The organism is Isoptericola sp. NPDC019693 (assembly GCF_044389085.1).
GTDB lineage: Bacteria > Actinomycetota > Actinomycetes > Actinomycetales > Cellulomonadaceae > Isoptericola.
The window spans coordinates 25,517-42,070 of sequence record NZ_JBIRXP010000003.1 but is presented as its reverse complement, the minus strand read 5'-3'; the positions used below and the strand labels follow the sequence as shown (position 1 = coordinate 42,070).

General features: G+C 75.1%; 12 protein-coding genes. 11 read left to right on the top strand and 1 reads right to left on the bottom strand.

The window, feature by feature from the left end; translation table 11 throughout:
• Positions 1-143 precede the first annotated feature (143 nt).
• The 11 genes from ACH436_RS09280 (at position 144) to ACH436_RS09230 (ending at position 15,099) form a co-directional block, all read left to right on the top strand.
• Complete coding sequence (locus tag ACH436_RS09280) at positions 144-1,280, top strand: Gfo/Idh/MocA family protein (RefSeq protein ID WP_430560520.1); 1,137 nt, start codon at positions 144-146, stop codon at positions 1,278-1,280.
• 74 nt (positions 1,281-1,354) lie between these two features.
• Positions 1,355-2,542, top strand: coding sequence for a dihydrodipicolinate synthase family protein (locus tag ACH436_RS09275; RefSeq protein WP_430560519.1), 1,188 nt, complete (start codon positions 1,355-1,357; stop codon positions 2,540-2,542).
• A gap of 5 nt (positions 2,543-2,547) precedes the next feature.
• On the top strand, positions 2,548-3,438 hold the full coding sequence (locus ACH436_RS09270) for a sugar phosphate isomerase/epimerase family protein (protein WP_430560518.1): 891 nt from the start codon (positions 2,548-2,550) through the stop codon (positions 3,436-3,438).
• A gap of 220 nt (positions 3,439-3,658) precedes the next feature.
• Entirely contained in the window at positions 3,659-4,090 is a 432-nt protein-coding gene (locus tag ACH436_RS09265) for a hypothetical protein (protein ID WP_430559914.1), read from the top strand.
• Between the two features lie 247 nt (positions 4,091-4,337).
• Positions 4,338-5,864 (top strand): glycoside hydrolase 43 family protein, encoded by a 1,527-nt coding sequence (locus ACH436_RS09260; protein WP_430559913.1) that lies wholly within the window; start codon positions 4,338-4,340, stop codon positions 5,862-5,864.
• Complete coding sequence (locus ACH436_RS09255; RefSeq protein ID WP_430559912.1) at positions 5,864-7,831, top strand: DUF6807 family protein; 1,968 nt, start codon at positions 5,864-5,866, stop codon at positions 7,829-7,831. Before ACH436_RS09260 ends, ACH436_RS09255 begins: the two co-directional genes overlap by 1 nt.
• A gap of 56 nt (positions 7,832-7,887) precedes the next feature.
• Positions 7,888-8,493: a hypothetical protein gene (locus ACH436_RS09250; RefSeq protein WP_430559911.1), complete on the top strand. Its 606-nt coding sequence runs from the start codon at positions 7,888-7,890 to the stop codon at positions 8,491-8,493.
• The gene (locus ACH436_RS09245) at positions 8,445-9,266 is read left to right on the top strand and encodes a glycosyltransferase family 2 protein (RefSeq protein ID WP_430559910.1); all 822 of its coding nucleotides are present in this window, start codon (positions 8,445-8,447) and stop codon (positions 9,264-9,266) included. Before ACH436_RS09250 ends, ACH436_RS09245 begins: the two co-directional genes overlap by 49 nt.
• Before the next feature lie 251 nt (positions 9,267-9,517).
• Entirely contained in the window at positions 9,518-12,292 is a 2,775-nt protein-coding gene (locus ACH436_RS09240) for a pectinesterase family protein (protein WP_430559909.1), read from the top strand.
• Entirely contained in the window at positions 12,289-14,334 is a 2,046-nt protein-coding gene (locus ACH436_RS09235) for a pectinesterase family protein (protein ID WP_430559908.1), read from the top strand. Before ACH436_RS09240 ends, ACH436_RS09235 begins: the two co-directional genes overlap by 4 nt.
• Before the next feature lie 216 nt (positions 14,335-14,550).
• Positions 14,551-15,099: an ATP-binding protein gene (locus ACH436_RS09230; protein WP_430559907.1), complete on the top strand. Its 549-nt coding sequence runs from the start codon at positions 14,551-14,553 to the stop codon at positions 15,097-15,099.
• Here ACH436_RS09230 and ACH436_RS09225 read toward each other — a convergent pair.
• Positions 15,084-16,550 carry a rhamnulokinase family protein gene (locus ACH436_RS09225; protein WP_430560517.1) on the bottom strand — a complete coding sequence of 489 codons (1,467 nt, stop codon included), beginning with the start codon at positions 16,548-16,550 and terminating at the stop codon, positions 15,084-15,086. The two genes, ACH436_RS09230 and ACH436_RS09225, sit on opposite strands and share 16 nt — an antisense overlap.
• Between the last annotated feature and the right edge of the window lie 4 nt (positions 16,551-16,554).

The following is a 16,554-nucleotide window of genomic DNA, read 5'->3' as shown; positions in this document are numbered from 1 at the left end:
GAGCTCCTGCTTGACGCGTGGCGCCAGGACGGCCTAACTTGATGGAAAGCGCATTCCGCCCACGCGTCGCAGCGACCGCCGAGACGCACCGACGAAGGAGTCTCCGAGTGACCACCACCCCCACGCGCACGCTGCGCATCGCGATGAACGGCGTCACGGGCCGCATGGGCTACCGCCAGCACCTCGTGCGCTCGATCCTGCCGATCCGCGACCAGGGCGGCGTCGTGCTGCCCGACGGCACGCGCGTGCAGGTGGAGCCCGTGCTGGTGGGCCGCAACGAGTCCAAGCTCGCCGAGCTGGCCGCGAAGCACGGCGTCACCGAGTACACGACCGACCTCGACGGGATCATCGCCGACCCCGCCACGGACATCGTGTTCGACGCCTCGATGACGTCGCTGCGCGCCAAGACGCTGACCAAGGCCATGCAGGCCGGCAAGCACGTCTACACCGAGAAGCCGACCGCCGAGACGCTGGCCGAGGCCGTCGAGCTCGCCCGCCTGCGCGAGGAGACCGGCGTCACCGCCGGCGTCGTGCACGACAAGCTCTACCTGCCCGGCCTGGTGAAGCTCCGCCGCCTCGTCGACGAGGGCTTCTTCGGCCGCATCCTGTCGCTGCGCGGCGAGTTCGGCTACTGGGTCTTCGAGGGCGAGCACCAGGCCGCCCAGCGCCCGTCGTGGAACTACCGCAAGGAGGACGGCGGCGGCATGACCACGGACATGTTCTGCCACTGGAACTACGTCCTCGAGGGCATCCTCGGCGCGGTCAAGACCGTCAACGCGCAGACCACCACCCACATCCCCACCCGCTGGGACGAGCAGGGCAAGGAGTACGCCGCCACCGCCGACGACGCCGCGTACGGCATCTTCGAGATCGAGACGCCGGGCGGCGACCCGGTCGTGGCGCAGATCAACTCCTCCTGGGCCGTGCGCGTGTACCGCGACGAGCTCGTCGAGTTCCAGATCGACGGCACGCACGGCTCCGCCGTCGCCGGCCTGCGCAAGTGCGTCGCGCAGCAGCGCGCCCACACCCCCAAGCCCGTGTGGAACCCGGACCTGCCCGTCACCGAGCCCTTCCGCGACCAGTGGCTCGAGGTGCCCGCGAACGCCGACCTCGACAACGGCTTCAAGCTGCAGTGGGAGGAGTTCCTGCGCGACGTCGTCGCCGGTCGCCCGCACCGCTTCGACCTGCTGTCCGCCGCGCGCGGCGTGCAGCTCGCCGAGCTGGGCCTGCAGTCGTCGGCCGAGGGCCGCCGCCTCGACGTCCCGGAGATCACGCTGTGACCGCCCCGACGAGCACGCCGACCCTCAACCCCGCGCTCGCCCCCGAGCTGACGCCCAGCGGCGTCACCGTCCGCCTGCCCCGGTTCGACGCCGCGGGCCGCGCCACCGGCACCGAGGTGCGCGAGCTCAACGCGCCGGGCCCGTGGCACGCCCCGGCCGCGCCGATCACGTCGCGCGTCGCGTTCGCCGCGGCGCACGTGGTGCCGCAGGTCGGCGCCGAGAACGTGCCGGGCGCGCCCGCCGTCGTCGACTGGGACGCGACGCTCGCCTACCGGCACGAGATCTGGCGCTTCGGGCTCGGCGTCGCCGACGCCATGGACACCGCCCAGCGCGGCATGGGCCTGGACTGGGCCGCGACGCAGGAGCTCGTGCGCCGGTCGTCGGCGGAGGCCGCGTCCGTCGGCGCGCGCATCGCGTGCGGCGCGGGCACCGACCAGCTCGACCCGGCGTCCGTCGAGCCCGGCGACGCGGGCCTCGCCGCGGTGGTCGACGCCTACCGCGAGCAGGTGCACGTCGTGCAGGACGCCGGCGCGCAGGTCATCGTCATGGCCTCGCGCGCGCTGGCGAAGGTGGCCCGCTCCCCCGAGGACTACGCCCGCGTCTACGACGCCGTGCTGGCCGAGGCCGACCGGCCCGTCGTCCTGCACTGGCTGGGCACGATGTTCGACCCGGCCCTGGCGGGCTACTGGGGGTCCGACGACGTCGCGTCCGCGACGGCGACGTTCCTCGACCTCATCAAGGCCCACCAGGACAAGGTCGACGGCGTCAAGGTCTCGCTCCTCGACGCGCAGCACGAGATCGGCCTGCGTCGGTCGCTGGCCGCGCTCGACGGCTCGCCCGTGCGCCTGTACACCGGCGACGACTTCAACTACCCCGAGCTGATCGCGGGCGACGAGCAGGGGCACTCCGACGCCCTGCTCGGCATCTTCGCGGCGATCTACCCGGCGGCGTCCACGGCCCTCCAGGCGTTCGACGCCGGAGAGGGCGCGCGCGGTCACGCGATCCTCGCCTCGACCGAGAAGCTGGGCCGGCACATCTTCGCGGCGCCGACCTACTACTACAAGACGGGCGTGGCATTCCTGTCCTGGCTGAACGGCTTCCAGAGCGGGTTCCAGCTCGTGGGCGGGCTCCAGTCGGGACGCTCGCTGGCGCACCTGGTGGAGCTGGCCCGCCTCGCCGACGGCTGCGGCATGCTGCTCGACCCGGCCCTGGCGGCCCGCCGCCTGGACGCCCTGCTGGTGACGAACGGGTTCGCCGCGTGAGCGCCGTGCCGGCCGGGGCAGACCTGAGCCGCTGCTCCCTCAACACGGCGACCGTCAAGCACGCCACGCTCGCCGAGGCGGTCGACGCCGCGGCCGCGGCCGGGCTCGGCGCCGTCGGGCTGTGGCGCCACCAGGTGCAGGAGCACGGCGCCGACAAGGCGGCCCGCATCGTCGCCGACGCCGGGCTGCGCGTGTCGTCGCTGTGCCGCGGGGGGTTCCTCACCGCCGCCGACGACGCGGGCATCGCCGCCGCGCTCGACGACAACAAGCGGGCCATCGAGGAGACGGCGGGCGTGGGCACCCGCGAGCTCGTGTTCGTCGTCGGCGGGCTGCCCGCCCTCAGCGTGCCCGGCCAGGGGCCCCGCCCCGACGCCGGCCCGGGCGACCGCGACGTCGTCGCCGCCCGCGCCCGGGTGGCCGACCGGCTCGCCGAGCTCGCGCCGTTCGCGGCCGAGCACGACGTGCGGATCGTGCTCGAGGCCCTGCACCCGATGTTCGCCGCCGACCGGGCGGTGATCTCCACGCTCGGGCAGGCCCTCGACCTCGCCGCGCCGTTCGCCCCCGAGACCGTGGGCGTGGTCGTGGACACCTACCACGTGTGGTGGGACCCGCAGCTGCGCGAGTCGATCACGCGGGCGGGGGCCGAGGGGCGCATCGCCGGCTACCAGGTGTGCGACTGGAACCTGCCGCTGGCCGCCGACCCGCTCAACTCGCGCGGGCACGTGGGCGACGGGTACGTCGACTTCCCCACGATCTCGCGCTGGGTGGCGGAGGCGGGCTACACCGGCGACGTCGAGACCGAGATCTTCAACGAGGAGATCTGGGCCGACGACCCGCGGGACACCGCCCGCACGGTCGGCGAGCGGTACGCACGGCACGTGCTGCCGCACCTGTAGGCCGCGCCACCCTGCAGCACACCGGGCCTTGACACCCCGGTGCGGGCCTGTCGCCGACGCCGGCCCGCCCACGACGCCCCGTCGCCTCCCCGGCGGCGGGGCGTCGTCGTGCCGGCGGGGAGATCCGGTCAGGATCGGAGAAGCGAGGGAGGGTGCGCGGTCCCTAGCGTGGGTGGTGCGACGCCGCGGGGCGCCGCACCACCATCCGAGAGGAACCGTCATGGCCACGTCCGAGGGTCTGAGCGCCGCCGAGCGCGCGGCAGTGAAGCAGCGCGCGAAGGAGCTGCGCGAGCAGGAGAAGGCGGGGAAGAACCGCGCCGCGGGCGAGAAGGCGGTGCGCGAGGCGATCGAGCCGCTCGAGGGCACCGACCGGGACATCGCCGAGGGTCTGTACCGCGTGGTGACCGACGTCGCGCCCCACCTGGTGCCGAAGACGTACTACGGCATGCCGGGCTTCGCGAACGCCGCCGGCAAGATGGTGGTGTTCGTGCAGCCCGCCGCGAAGTTCGGCACCCGCTACGCGACCGTCGGCTTCGACTTCGCCGCGCAGCTCGACGACGGCGACTTCTGGCCGACCGCCTTCGCGGTGCTGGCGTGGACCCCGGCGTTCGAGGCGAGGCTCACGACCCTGGTCCGCACCGCGGCGGGCTGACTCGTCGACGCACGCCGTCGACGCGCGTGCTCGCACCGGCACTTTCGGATCAGCGCGGCAGTTCGAACTGCCGCGCTGATCCGAAAGTGCCGCACTCGGCTCCCACGTGCTGGCCGGCTGGAGGCCCCGCAACGAGAGATTGGCTTCCCCATGGTGGAAACCGGTTGCTAGGCTGTCGGTCGCGCGGCGGGAACCGGTTTCTCATGGTTTCTCGCCGACTGTCCCAGCGACGTGACGGAAGGCGACCATGACCCACTACAGCAACCCGGTCCTCGACGCGGACTGGCCGGACCCCGACGCGGTGCGCGTCGGGGACGACTACTGGCTGATCGCGTCCAGCTTCAACCGCGCTCCCGGGCTGCCCGTGCTGCACTCGCGCGACCTCGTGTCCTGGGAGCACGTGGCGAACGCGCTGCCCGCGCTGCCGCAGGCGGGCCACTACGCGCTCCCCCGGCACGGCTCCGGGGTGTGGGCGCCCAGCCTGCGGCACCACGACGGACTGTTCTGGATCGTCTACCCCGACCCGGACCACGGCATCTTCGTCCTCACCGCCGAGGACCCGCGCGGCCCGTGGTCCGAGCCGTGGTGCCTGATCCCCGGCCAGGGCCTCATCGATCCCTGCCCGCTGTGGGACGACGACGGCCGCGCCTACCTCGTGCACGGCTGGGCCAAGAGCCGCGCGGGCGTGAAGAACCGCCTCACGGTGGTCGAGGTGGACCCCGGCCTGCGCCGGGTCGTCGGGCCGGCGCGCACCGTCGTCGACGGCGACGAGCTGCCGGGCTTCCGCACGCTCGAGGGGCCCAAGCTGTACCAGCGCGACGGCTGGTACTGGATCTTCGCCCCGGCGGGCGGCGTCGCGACCGGCTACCAGGTCGCCTTCCGCGCGCGGTCGGTGTGGGGCCCGTACGAGCACCGCGTGGTGCTGGCCCAGGGCGACTCGCCCGTCAACGGCCCGCACCAGGGCGCGTGGGTGGACACCCCCGGCGGCGACGACTGGTTCCTGCACTTCCAGGACCGCGGCCTCTTCGGCCGCGTCGTGCACCTGCAGCCGATGCGGTGGGACGACGACGGCTGGCCGGTCATGGGCGACGAGGGCACGCCGGTGCTCACCCACCCGACCCCGGTGGCGGACGCCGAGCCCGGCGAGCCGGCGCGCAGCGACGACTTCACGACGCCGGGCCTCGCGCCCCGCTGGCACTGGCAGGCCAACCCCGCCGAGGGCTGGGCGGTGGCCGGCGGCGACGGCACGCTGCGCCTGCCCGCGCAGCCCACCCCGCGCGGCAACCTGCGCGGCCAGGGCGCCGTCCTGAGCCAGCAGCTGCCGGGGCAGCCGAGCACCTGGGAGACCCGGGTCGAGCTGACCGGCGACGCGCCCGGCACCCGGGCGGGCGTCGTCGTCCTGGGCCGCGAGTACGCCTGGGCCGGCCTGGTGCGCACGCCCGGCGGCGTCGAGGTGACCGTGCGGCGCGGAGGCACTCACGGCGACGAGGAGATCCTGGCGCAGGAGCCTGTGCCCGCCGGCTCGACGGGGGTCGTGCTGCGCACCGTCGTCGACGCCGACGGCCGCGTCACCTGGGCCTGGCGCGACGCCGCGCCGGTGCACGACGACGCCGAGTGGCACGAGACCGCGCCCCCGTGGCAGGCGGTCGTCGGCCACTGGATCGGCGCGGAGGTCGGCCTCTTCGCGAGCGCCCCGCTCGGGGCGGACCTGCGCCCGGACGACGGCGGCACGTTCGGCCCGGTGCGCGTCACCGTGTCCGGGAAGGACGCCTGATGCCCCGCTCGGGGGGGCCGACGATCGACGAGGTGGCGGCCGCCGCGGGGGTCTCGCGGGCGACCGTCTCGCGCGTGATGAACGGCCGGGCCAGCGTCGCGCGGGACATCGCCGAGCGGGTGCGGGTGGCCGCCCGGGACCTGCGCTACCAGCCCAGCCGGGTGGCGCGCAGCCTGTCGCTGGGCCGCACCAACTCCGTCGCCCTCGTCGTGCCCGACCTGGCGAACCCGATGTTCCAGCAGATCCTGCGCGGCACGATGGCGGCGGCCGCCCCGCACGACTACCGGGTCCTGGTGGCCGACACCGCCGAGAACACGGCCGACGAGGCCGAGGTCGCCCTGGAGGCACGCCAGCGGTGCGACGCCCTCGTGCTCGCCGCGCCGCGGACGTCCGAGGACGAGCTGCTGGAGCTCCTGCCGCGGCTCGAGCCGGTGGTCGTGGTCAACCGGCTCGTGCCCGGCCTCACCGTGCCGACCGTGCGGGTGGACTACGCGGCCGGCGTGCGCAGCATGGTCGACCACCTCGTCGCCCTCGGGCACCGCGAGCTGGCCTACGTCGCGGGCCCGCGGTCGAGCGCCTCGAACGCGCTGCGCGCCCGCGCCCTCGACGACGCCCGCGAGCGGCACCCGGGCCTGCGCGTCACGACCGTGCCGTGCGGCCCGACCGTCGATGCCGGGTACCGTGCCGCGGACGCGGTGCTGGCCACCGGGGCGACCGGCGTCGTCGCGTTCAACGACCTCGTCGCGTTCGGCCTGCTCGCGCGTCTCAACGAGGCCGGCGTGGCCGTGCCCGGCGACATCTCGATCGGCGGCTTCGACGACATCGAGCTGGCCCGCTACGCGACGCCGTCGCTGACCACGGCCGCCGTGCCGCAGGCGGACCTGGGCCGCCGGGCCTGGGAGCTGCTGCACGCGCGGGTGCTGGGCACCGAGCGCACGCGGCTCGGCGCCGAGGGCATCGCCGTGCACGTGACGCCCGGGCTCGTGGTGCGGGGCAGCACGGGGCCCGTGCCGCCCGCGCGCCGCCTCGGCGTGACGTCGGCGGACCTCGCGGGCCGCGCGCACGCGCGCGACGACTCGGTGCGGGCCCGGTGGCGGACGGTCGACGACGACTGGGTGCTGGGCGTCGGAGACGACCGCCCCCTCGCGCGCTACGCGCGGGGCGACGGCATGCCCGGGGTGCACAGCCCACGGCCGTTCCTGCACCCGGTGCACTCGGCGCAGGGCGTGGCCATGACGACGAAGAGCCCCCTGGACCACCGCCACCACTACGGCGTCTCGATGGCGGTGGCGGACGTCGACGGCACCAGCCACTGGGGCGGGCGCACGTACGTGCGCGACCAGGGACCGACGCTCCTCGCCAACCACGGCCGCCAGGAGGCAGGCCGCACGGAGGTGACGGACGACGGCGGCACCCTGGTCCAGCAGCTGCGCTGGCTGGACGAGCGCGGCGGCGTGCAGCTGACGGAGGAGCGGCGGCTGACCGCCGTCGTCCTGCCGGAGGTCGACGCGTGGGCGCTCGGCTGGCACGGCACCCTGCGCGCGGGCGACGCCGACGTCGAGATCGGCAGCCCGGCGACGAACGGCCGCCCCGGGGCGGGGTACGGCGGATGGTTCTGGCGGCTCCCGTCGGGGGACGAGGCCTTCGCCCTGAGCCCCGACCGGGGTGGGGACGTGCACGGCTCGCGGACGCCCTGGGTGGCCGTCGTGCGGCGCAGCGGGGCGGCCTGGACGACCCTGGTGCTCGCCCAGGCGTCGGGCGAGCCCGACCCGTGGTTCGCCCGCGTGGGCGACTACGTGGGCCTGGGCCCGGCGCTCGCCTGGGACACGCTGCGCACGGTCCCGGCGAGGGCGTCGCTCGAGGTCGACGTCGTGGCGGCCGTGGTCGACCGGCGCCTCGACATCGCGGGCGCGGGCGACGTCGCGGAGCTCGCCGTGGGCCGCGTGGGCGCCGCTCGGCTGACCTGATCCGCGCGCGGGCCCTCGGCGGGTGGGCAACACCCGCTGCTGCCTAGGCTGCTCAGGTGACGCCGCTGACCACACCCGCCCGGACGGCCGGGGGCCGCGCGCCGGGCAGCCCGGCGCGGGGCCCCGTGCCGGGCGACCTGGTCCGCGTCGGGGCCCTGGTGAGCGTCCTGGGCGCCGCGGTGGCGTCGGACGGCGTCGCGGTCGCGCTGTTCGCCCTCGTCCTGGGCGGCACGGTCGTGCCGCGCGCGACCGCGGCCCCTCCCGCGCTCGACGTCGCGTCCGGCGTGGTGACGCTCGCCGCCGCGTGGTGCGCCGTGGCCGGGCTCTACGAGCGGGTCGAGGGCCTGGACCTGCTGGTGCACGGGGTCGCGACGGGGGTGCTCGCCGCGCTGGCCCACCACGTGCTGCGCCGGCGCGACGGGGCCGCCCGGCTTCTGCGCACGCGCCGGGCGGCCGCGGCCACCACGGTCGCCGCCGGTGCGCTGCTCGCCGTGGTGTGGGAGCTGCTGGAGGTGCTGGGGCACACGCTCGTCGACGACACGATCTACGTGACGCCCGCCGACACGGCCGGCGACCTGGCGGCCGGGCTGGTGGGCAGCGTCGCGGCGGCCTGGTGCGTCGCGAGGCGGCACCCCCGCACGCCGGCGGAGGCCCGCGCGTGACGGGCGCGCGCCCGCGGTCGGCGCGACCGCTGCCCACCGTCTCCGTCGTGATCCCGGCCCGGGACGACGCCGCGGCGCTCGAGCGGTGCCTGGCGCTGCTCGCGGCGCAGTCCGTCCCCCCGCTCGAGGTCGTGGTGGTGGACAACGCCTCGACCGACGGGACGGCCGACGTCGCGCGGCGCGCGGGCGCGGTCGTCGTCCACGAGCCGCGCGTCGGTATCCCCGCGGCGGCCGCGGCGGGGTACGACGCCGCCCGCGGCGAGGTCGTGGCGCGCCTCGACGCCGACTCGCAGCCCGGCCCGGACTGGGTGCGCGCCGTGGCCACGCGCCTCGCGGACGACCCGGCGGCCGAGGCCGTGACGGGCTCCGGCACGTTCACCGACCTCCGGGGCGGCCGCTGGGTGTGCGCCCTGTACCTCGCCGCCTACTACGCCGGCACCGGACTGGCGCTCGGCCACTGGCCGCTGTGGGGCTCGAGCATGGCGGTGCGCCGCAGCACGTGGTGGGCCGTGCGCGACCGGGTCGAACGGGTCGACCCGGAGGTGCACGACGACCTCGACCTCGCGTTCGCGCTCGGGCCCCGCCGCCGGATCGTCCGGGACCGCGGCCTCCGGGTCGGCGTGTCCGCCCGGTCGCTGCGGTACGCCCGCCGCCGACGCCTGGTCCGGGCGCTGCGCACGCTGCGCCTGAACTGGGCGGTGGCGCCGCCCTGGCAGCGGTGGGGCGACCGGTTCGCCGCGGCGCGACGAGGAGCACTCCCTCTCGCCGATTGATGACGGCGATTGAACTATTGACGCGGGCGCCGTCGTCGACTAGGTTATGAGAAACCGGTTTCTGAGGCGTTTCCGGTCGCAGAGCGCGACGGGCACGGGAAGACCGACACCGACGTCGGCCGCACCACGAGCAGCACGACCAGCAACGACAGGCACCACCGGGCACCCGCCGCCGTCGACGGGCGACCGGCTGCCGCCCCGCTCGTCCCGACCCGAGGGCCACCGGCCCGAGTCTCACGAGAGGCGCGTCGATGCCCTTCCCGGCAGATCCCCGTCACGGTCCACGACCCCACCCCTCCCCCCGGCCCCGGACCGGCGTCCGCCGGTGGGTCGCCGCGGTCGGCGCCCCCGCGCTGGCGCTGACCCTCCTCACGGCACCCGGCGCCCAGGCCGCGCACGGCCCGGCGGCGCCACCGCCGCGACCGCCCACCGCCGACGCCCTCGCCCGGCAGACCCTCCCCGCGGGAGACGGCTGGGCCTCCGCGGAGGGCGGCACCACCGGCGGGTCCGCGGCCGAGCGGATCGTCGACGTCCGCACCCGCGACGAGCTCGTCGCGGCCGTCCAGGGCGACGAGCCCAAGATCGTGCGCGTGGTCGAGGACATCGACGCCAACACCCGCCCCGACGGCAGCCGGATCTCGTGCGAGGACTACGCCGTCGACGGGTACACCTTCGAGGCGTACCTCGACGCGTTCGACCCGGCGCACTGGGAGGGCGCGGCCAGCGGGCCTCTCGAGGACGCGCGCAAGGCGTCGCAGAGCGTCCAGCGGGCGCAGATCAAGGTCGGCCTCGGCGCGAACACCACCCTGATCGGCGCCGGCGACGTCACCCTCACCGGCTTCAACGTCGACGTGGCGAACGTGGACAACGTCATCGTCCGCAACCTGCGGATCTCCGACGCCTACGACTGCTTCCCCGGCTGGAACGGGGAGACGTGGAAGACCGAGTGGGACAACCTCGTCGTCTCGGGCGCCACGCACGTCTGGCTCGACCACCTCACGCTCGATGACGGCGAGACCGTGGACGCCGAGCAGCCCAGCTACTTCGGCGAGAAGCTCCTGCGGCACGACGGGCTCCTCGACGTCGTCCGCCAGGCCGACCTCGTGACCATCTCCTGGAACCGGCTCGAGGGGCACGACAAGTCGATGCTCTTCGGGAACGGGGACGGCGCCACCGGCGACCGCGGGAAGCTGCGCGTCACCATGCACCACAACGAGCTCGTCGACCTGGCGCAGCGCGGGCCGCGGGTGCGGTTCGGGCAGGTGCACGTCTACGACAACGTCTACCGCGTCACCGACCCGTCGCACTACATCTACTCGTGGGGCGTCGGGGTCGAGTCCAGCATCGTCGCGCGGGAGAACACGTTCCACCTCGCCGACGGCGTCGACGCGTCGTCGATCGTCGGGAACTACGGCGGCTCGGCGCTCGACGAGTCCGGCACGGTGGTGAACGGCGAGCCGGTCGACGTGCTCGCCGCGTACAACGCCGCGCACCCGGACGCCCCGCTGTCCGGCGAGGTGACCGGGTCGGCCGGCCCGCACCGCGTGATCCAGCCGGCCGACGTCGCGGAGCGCGCGGTCCGGCACGGCGCGGGCTCGGGCGCCCTGCACCGGTGGCAGGACCCGACCGACCCCGCCGTCGCCGGGGCCGAGCTCGTGCGGCGGATCGGCGCGCCGCGCACCACCACGGCGGACGGCCCCGTCTGGTCTCCCACCGCGACCGGCTTCGCGTCCGTGCCGACCGACGAGCTCCCCGACGGCACCACCGGCGGCGCGGGCGGGGCGACCGTCGTCGTGCGCGACGCCGCGGCGCTGGCCGAGGCGGCGGCGACCGAGGGACCCCTGACGGTCCTCGTGCAGGGCACCCTCGACGTCGAGCCGTTCGGCTCGATGATCGACGTGGCGAGCGACAAGACGATCGTCGGCGCGGCGTCCGGGGGCGAGCTGGTCGGCGGCGGGCTGCGGCTCCTCGAGGTCGAGAACGTCATCATCCGCAACCTCACGTTCCGCGACTCGTACGTCGCCGGCGACTGGGACGGCAAGAGCGCGGACAACGACAACGACGGCATCCGGATCGACACCTCCGACCACGTGTGGATCGACCACAACGAGTTCGCCCGCGTCGGCGACGGCCAGCTCGACGTCCGCAAGGACTCCACCGCCGTCACGGCGTCCTGGAACTCCTTCCACGACCACAACAAGACCCTCGGCGTGGGGTGGACCGACAACGTGGTCACGACGATCACGCTGCACCACAACCGGTTCGCCAACGTGCACCAGCGCAACGCCAGCCTCGACAACGTCGCCCACGGGCACGTGTACAACAACTGGATGTCCGGGGTGAGCTCCTACGGGATCAACGCCCGGGGCGGCGCCCAGGTGCTCGTCGAGAACAGCGTGTTCGAGGACGCGCGCAAGCCGCTCATCGCCGACGGCGGGACCGTGCACCAGCGCGGCAACGTCTTCCGGGACGTCTGGGGCGAGGAGCCCGCCGAGACCGGCCCCACGTTCGAGGCCTCCGCGTTCTACCCGTACACCGCCGACCCGGCACGGAAGGTCCCCGCGCTGCTGACCCGCCACGCCGGCACGACGCAGACCCCGGCGAAGGAACGGCTCGGCAAGCGGGTCACCGTCGCCCAGGACGGCACCGGCGACTTCCTGTCCGTGCACGCCGCGGTAGGCGCCGCCTCCCGCGTGGACCACCCCGTCGAGATCGTCGTCGAGCCGGGCACGTACCGCGAGGTCGTGTCCGTGTGGCCCGGCGCGAAGCACCTGACGATCCGCGGCGCGACGGGCGACCCGGCCGACGTCGTCGTCACCTACGACAAGCCCGACACCGACTGGGCCAACACCCCCACCCTCACCGTCCTCGCGGACCACGTCACCCTGCGCGACCTCACCCTCGAGAACGCCTACGACGGCGCGGCCGGACCGAGCCCCGCCTACGCCCTGCGGGACGCCGGCGAGCGCACCGCCCTGCGCGACGTCGTCGTGCTCGGAGACTCGATCGAAGGAGACCCCCGATGACCCGACCGCCCCTCACCCGGCTCGTGGCCGCCGCCGGCGCGCCCGTGCTGGCCCTGACCCTGCTCGCCCCGGCCGCGCACGCGGCCCCCGCGGACGTCGACCCGGCCGCGGCCGGCGCCGCCGTCCTCGACCGCATCGGCGCCCCGGCCACCACGACCGCCGACGGCACCGTGTGGTCGCCGGTCGCGACGGGCTTCGCCTCCACGCCCACCGACGACCTTCCGCACGGCACCACGGGCGGCGCGGGCGGCGACGTCGTCACCGTCCGCGACGCGGCCGCGCTCGCCGAGGCCGCGGCGTCCGACGAGCCCCTGACGATCTATGTCAAGGGCACCATCGAGCCCGACGAGTTCGGCTCGATGATCGACGTCGCGAGCGACAAGACGATCGTCGGCCTCGCGTCGCGCGCCGAGCTCGTGGGCGTCGGCCTCAAGCTGGACCGCGTCGAGAACGTCATCGTGCGCAACCTGCGCTTCCGCGACTCGTACGTGCCGGGCGACTGGGACGGCAAGAGCCCGGACAACGACAACGACGGCATCCGGATCGACACGTCCAGCCACGTGTGGATCGACCACAACGAGCTCACGCGGCTCGGCGACGGGCTGATCGACGTCCGCAAGGACTCCACCGCCGTGACGCTGTCGTGGAACTACCTGCACGACCACAACAAGACCGTGGGCGTGGGCTGGACCGACAACGTGGTCACCGAGATCACGATGCACCACAACCGGCTGGCGAACACCTACCAGCGCAACGCGAGCATCGACAACGTCGCCGCCGGCCACCTGTACAACAACTGGTTCGACGGCCAGGCGCAGTACGGCACGATGTCGCGCGGCGCGTCGCAGCTCGTCGTCGAGTCGAGCGTGTACTCGAACGGCGAGGACGCGATCGTCGCCAAGGACCCGGCGTCGAAGGTCGACTCGCGCGACAACCGGTTCACGACGATCCGCGGCCGCAAGGACGACACCGGGCCGACGTTCGACCCCGCCGCCCGGTACCCGTACACGCCGGACGACGTCGCCGACGTCACCCGCATCGTGACGGAGGGCGCGGGCACCCTCGGCGCGCAGGAGAAGGTCCGCCGCACCGTCACGGTGGCGCTCGACGGCACGGGCGACTACGCGTCGGTCGGGGCCGCCGTGGGCGCCGCGTCGCGGTCGCCGCACCCGGTGGACGTCGTCGTCGAGCCGGGGGTGTACCGCGAGGTGGTGCGGGTCTGGCCCGGCGCCGACCGGCTGACGATCCGGGGCGCCACCGGCGACCCGGAGGACGTGGTGATCACGTACGACCTCGCCGCCGGCCAGGCCAAGTTCTACGGCGGCACGTTCGGGCACACCGGCTCGCCGGTGCTGTCCGTGCTGGCCGACGACGTCACGCTGCGCGACCTCACGGTCGAGAACGCCTACGACGAGGCCGCGAACGGCGGCAGCCAGGCGCTCGCGCTGCGCACGTCGGGCGACCGCACCGTGCTCGACGGCGTGCGGCTGCTCGGCAACCAGGACACCTACCTGGCCGACCCGGGCTCCGGCGACACCGCGGCCCGCACGTACGTGACCGGCTCGTACATCGAGGGCGACGTCGACTTCGTCTACGGCGGTGGCACCCTCGTCGTCGAGGACTCGGAGATCCGCTCGCTCGACCGCGGCTCCGCGACGAACAACGGCTACGTGGCCGCACCGGCGACCGTGCCTGGCGGCAAGGGCTTCCTGTTCACCGGCACCCGGTTCACGTCGGACGCCGCGGCAGGCTCCGTCTTCCTCGGCCGGCCGTGGCACCCGAGCAGCAACCCGCTCGTCGACCCGTCCGTCGTCGTGCGGGACTCGTGGCTGGGCGCGCACGTCGGCACCCCGGCCTGGTCGGACATGAGCGGCTGGTCGTGGCGCGACGACTTCATGCGCGAGTACCGCAACTCCGGCCCGGGCGCCGCTCCCGCCGGCGAGGCCGTCGACGGCCGTCCGCAGCTGACCGAGGACGAGGCCGCCGAGCACACCCGCGAGGCGTACCTGTCCGGCGACGACGGGTGGGCGCCCTGGCGCTGACCCGACGGTGCTGACCTGACCGTGGTGAGCGCGGGCCGCGGCCGGCGGGCGACGTCGGCCGTGCCGCGGGCCGTGCTCACCACGACGGTCATCACGGCGCGCGGGAGCGCCTTCGGGGCAGTAAGGTCGACGACGGTTCAGGCCGCCTTCGCGGCCCTCGGAAAAGCACCCATCTCCCGTGGCCACAGGAGGCTGCATGGTTCCGGACGTGCGCCCGTGACGCCGGTCGAGGCCGCCCCCGTCGGGCGGCTCGACGTCGTCGGGACGTGGGCCGTGCGCACCGTCGACGACCTCGCCGACGTGCGTGCGGAGCTGGAGGCCTGCCTGCCCTGCGACTGCTCCGCCGCCCGGGTCGGCCCGGCACGGGACGTCGGCGGGCTGTCCGGGCGTCAGCGCATGGTGCTGGTGGCGAGCGAGCTCGTGGCGAACGCGCTGGAGCACGCCCGGCCGCCCGTGGTCGCCCGGCTGCTGTGCGACGGTCACGTCGCCGTGGTCGACGTCGTCGACCGCAGCCCCGAGGCGCCGCCCGTCGTCCCGCACGACCGCGAGCCCGGCGAGGGCGGCCACGGCCTGCGCCTCGCCGAGACGATCGCCGACCGCGTCGGCTGGTACCGCACGGATCGTGGCGAGAAGCACGTGTGGGCGCGGTTCACGGGTGCCGACCACGCACGCGCCGCCGCGCCGCAGGTCCCGGCGCGGCAGCGCCTGGCCACCCACGGCGCGGCGGTGGGTGCGTCGACCGGCGAGGTCTACCGCGGGGCGTAGCGCTCCGGCGTGAACGCGGCCGCGACGAGCGCCCGCAGGTCCTCCAGGCCACCGCCCACCAGGCCCCGGGCCCGCGCCTGGACCAGCAGGTTGCCGATGGCGGTGGCCTCGACGGGTCCCGCGACCACCGGCAGCCCGGAGCGGTCCGCCGTCGCCTGGCACAGCAGCGTGTTCTGCGCCCCGCCCCCGACCACGTGGATCGTCGAGACGGTGCGGCCGGCAAGCTTCGCCGCCGTCGTCACGGCGTCGGCGAACGCCTGGGCGAGGCTCTCGACGATGCTGCGCACGTACTCCCCGCGCGTCGCGGGCACCGGCTGGTCGTGCTCGCGGCACCAGTCCGCGATCCGTCCCGGGATGTCGCCCGGCGGCAGGAAGCGCGGGTCGTCGACGTCGAAGACCGCCACCGGCGCGGTGACGTGGGCCGCCTCCGCGAGCAGCTCCTGCAGGGTGCTGGAGCGCTGTGCCGCGGTGGACTCGCGCTCCCACGTGCGGATCGACTCGCTGAGCAGCCACAGCCCCATGACGTTGTGCAGGAACCGCGTGCGCCCGTCGACGCCGCCCTCGTTGGTGAAGCCGGCGAGGCGGGCCTCCTCGGTGAGCACGGGCGCGTCGAGCTCGAGGCCCACCAGCCCCCAGGTTCCGCACGAGACGTAGGCGACGTCCCGGTCCGTGGCGGGCACCGCGACGACGGCGGACGCCGTGTCGTGCGAACCCACGGCCGTGACCTCCAGCGCCCTGCCGACGAGCTCGGCGACGTCGGGCCGCAGGGTGCCGAGCGGCGTCCCCGGGTCGACGACGGGCGGCAGCAGGCCGGGGGGCAGGCCGAGCAGGCCGGCGAGCTCCGTGTCCCACTCCCCCGTGCGCGCGTCGAGCAGGCCCGTGGTGGAGGCGTTGGTCCGCTCCGCGACCTCCGCCCCCGTGAGCCAGTGCGCGAGCAGGTCGGGGACCAGCAGCAGCCGGTCGGCGAGGTCCAGCAGCGGCCCGTCCGTGGCCAGCTGGAACACCGTGTTGAACGGCAGGTGCTGCAGCCCGTTGCGCGCGTAGAGCGCGGCGGCGTCGACGCGGGCGTGCACCCGCTCCACGCCGCCCGCCGTGCGCGCGTCGCGGTAGTGGTACGGCACGCCGAGCAGGCGACCGCCGCGCAGCAGGCCGTAGTCCACCGCCCACGAGTCGATCCCGACGCCGAGGATCTCCCCCGGCGCCTCGCGCTCGGCCGCCGCCAGGCCGTCGAGCACCTGGCGGTACAGCTCCAGCAGGTTCCAGTGCAGGCCGTCCGGCGTGCGGACCGGGTCGTTGGGGAACCGGGCCACGTGCTGCAGCCGCAGCCCCTCGCGCCCGCCGAACCGGCCCAGGATGACGCGCCCGCTGGTGGCCCCCAGGTCGACGGCGGCGAGCGTGCCCGCCGCCGTCGCCCCTGGCGCTGCCGCCGTCCGTGCCGTCGCCGCCGTCACTGCC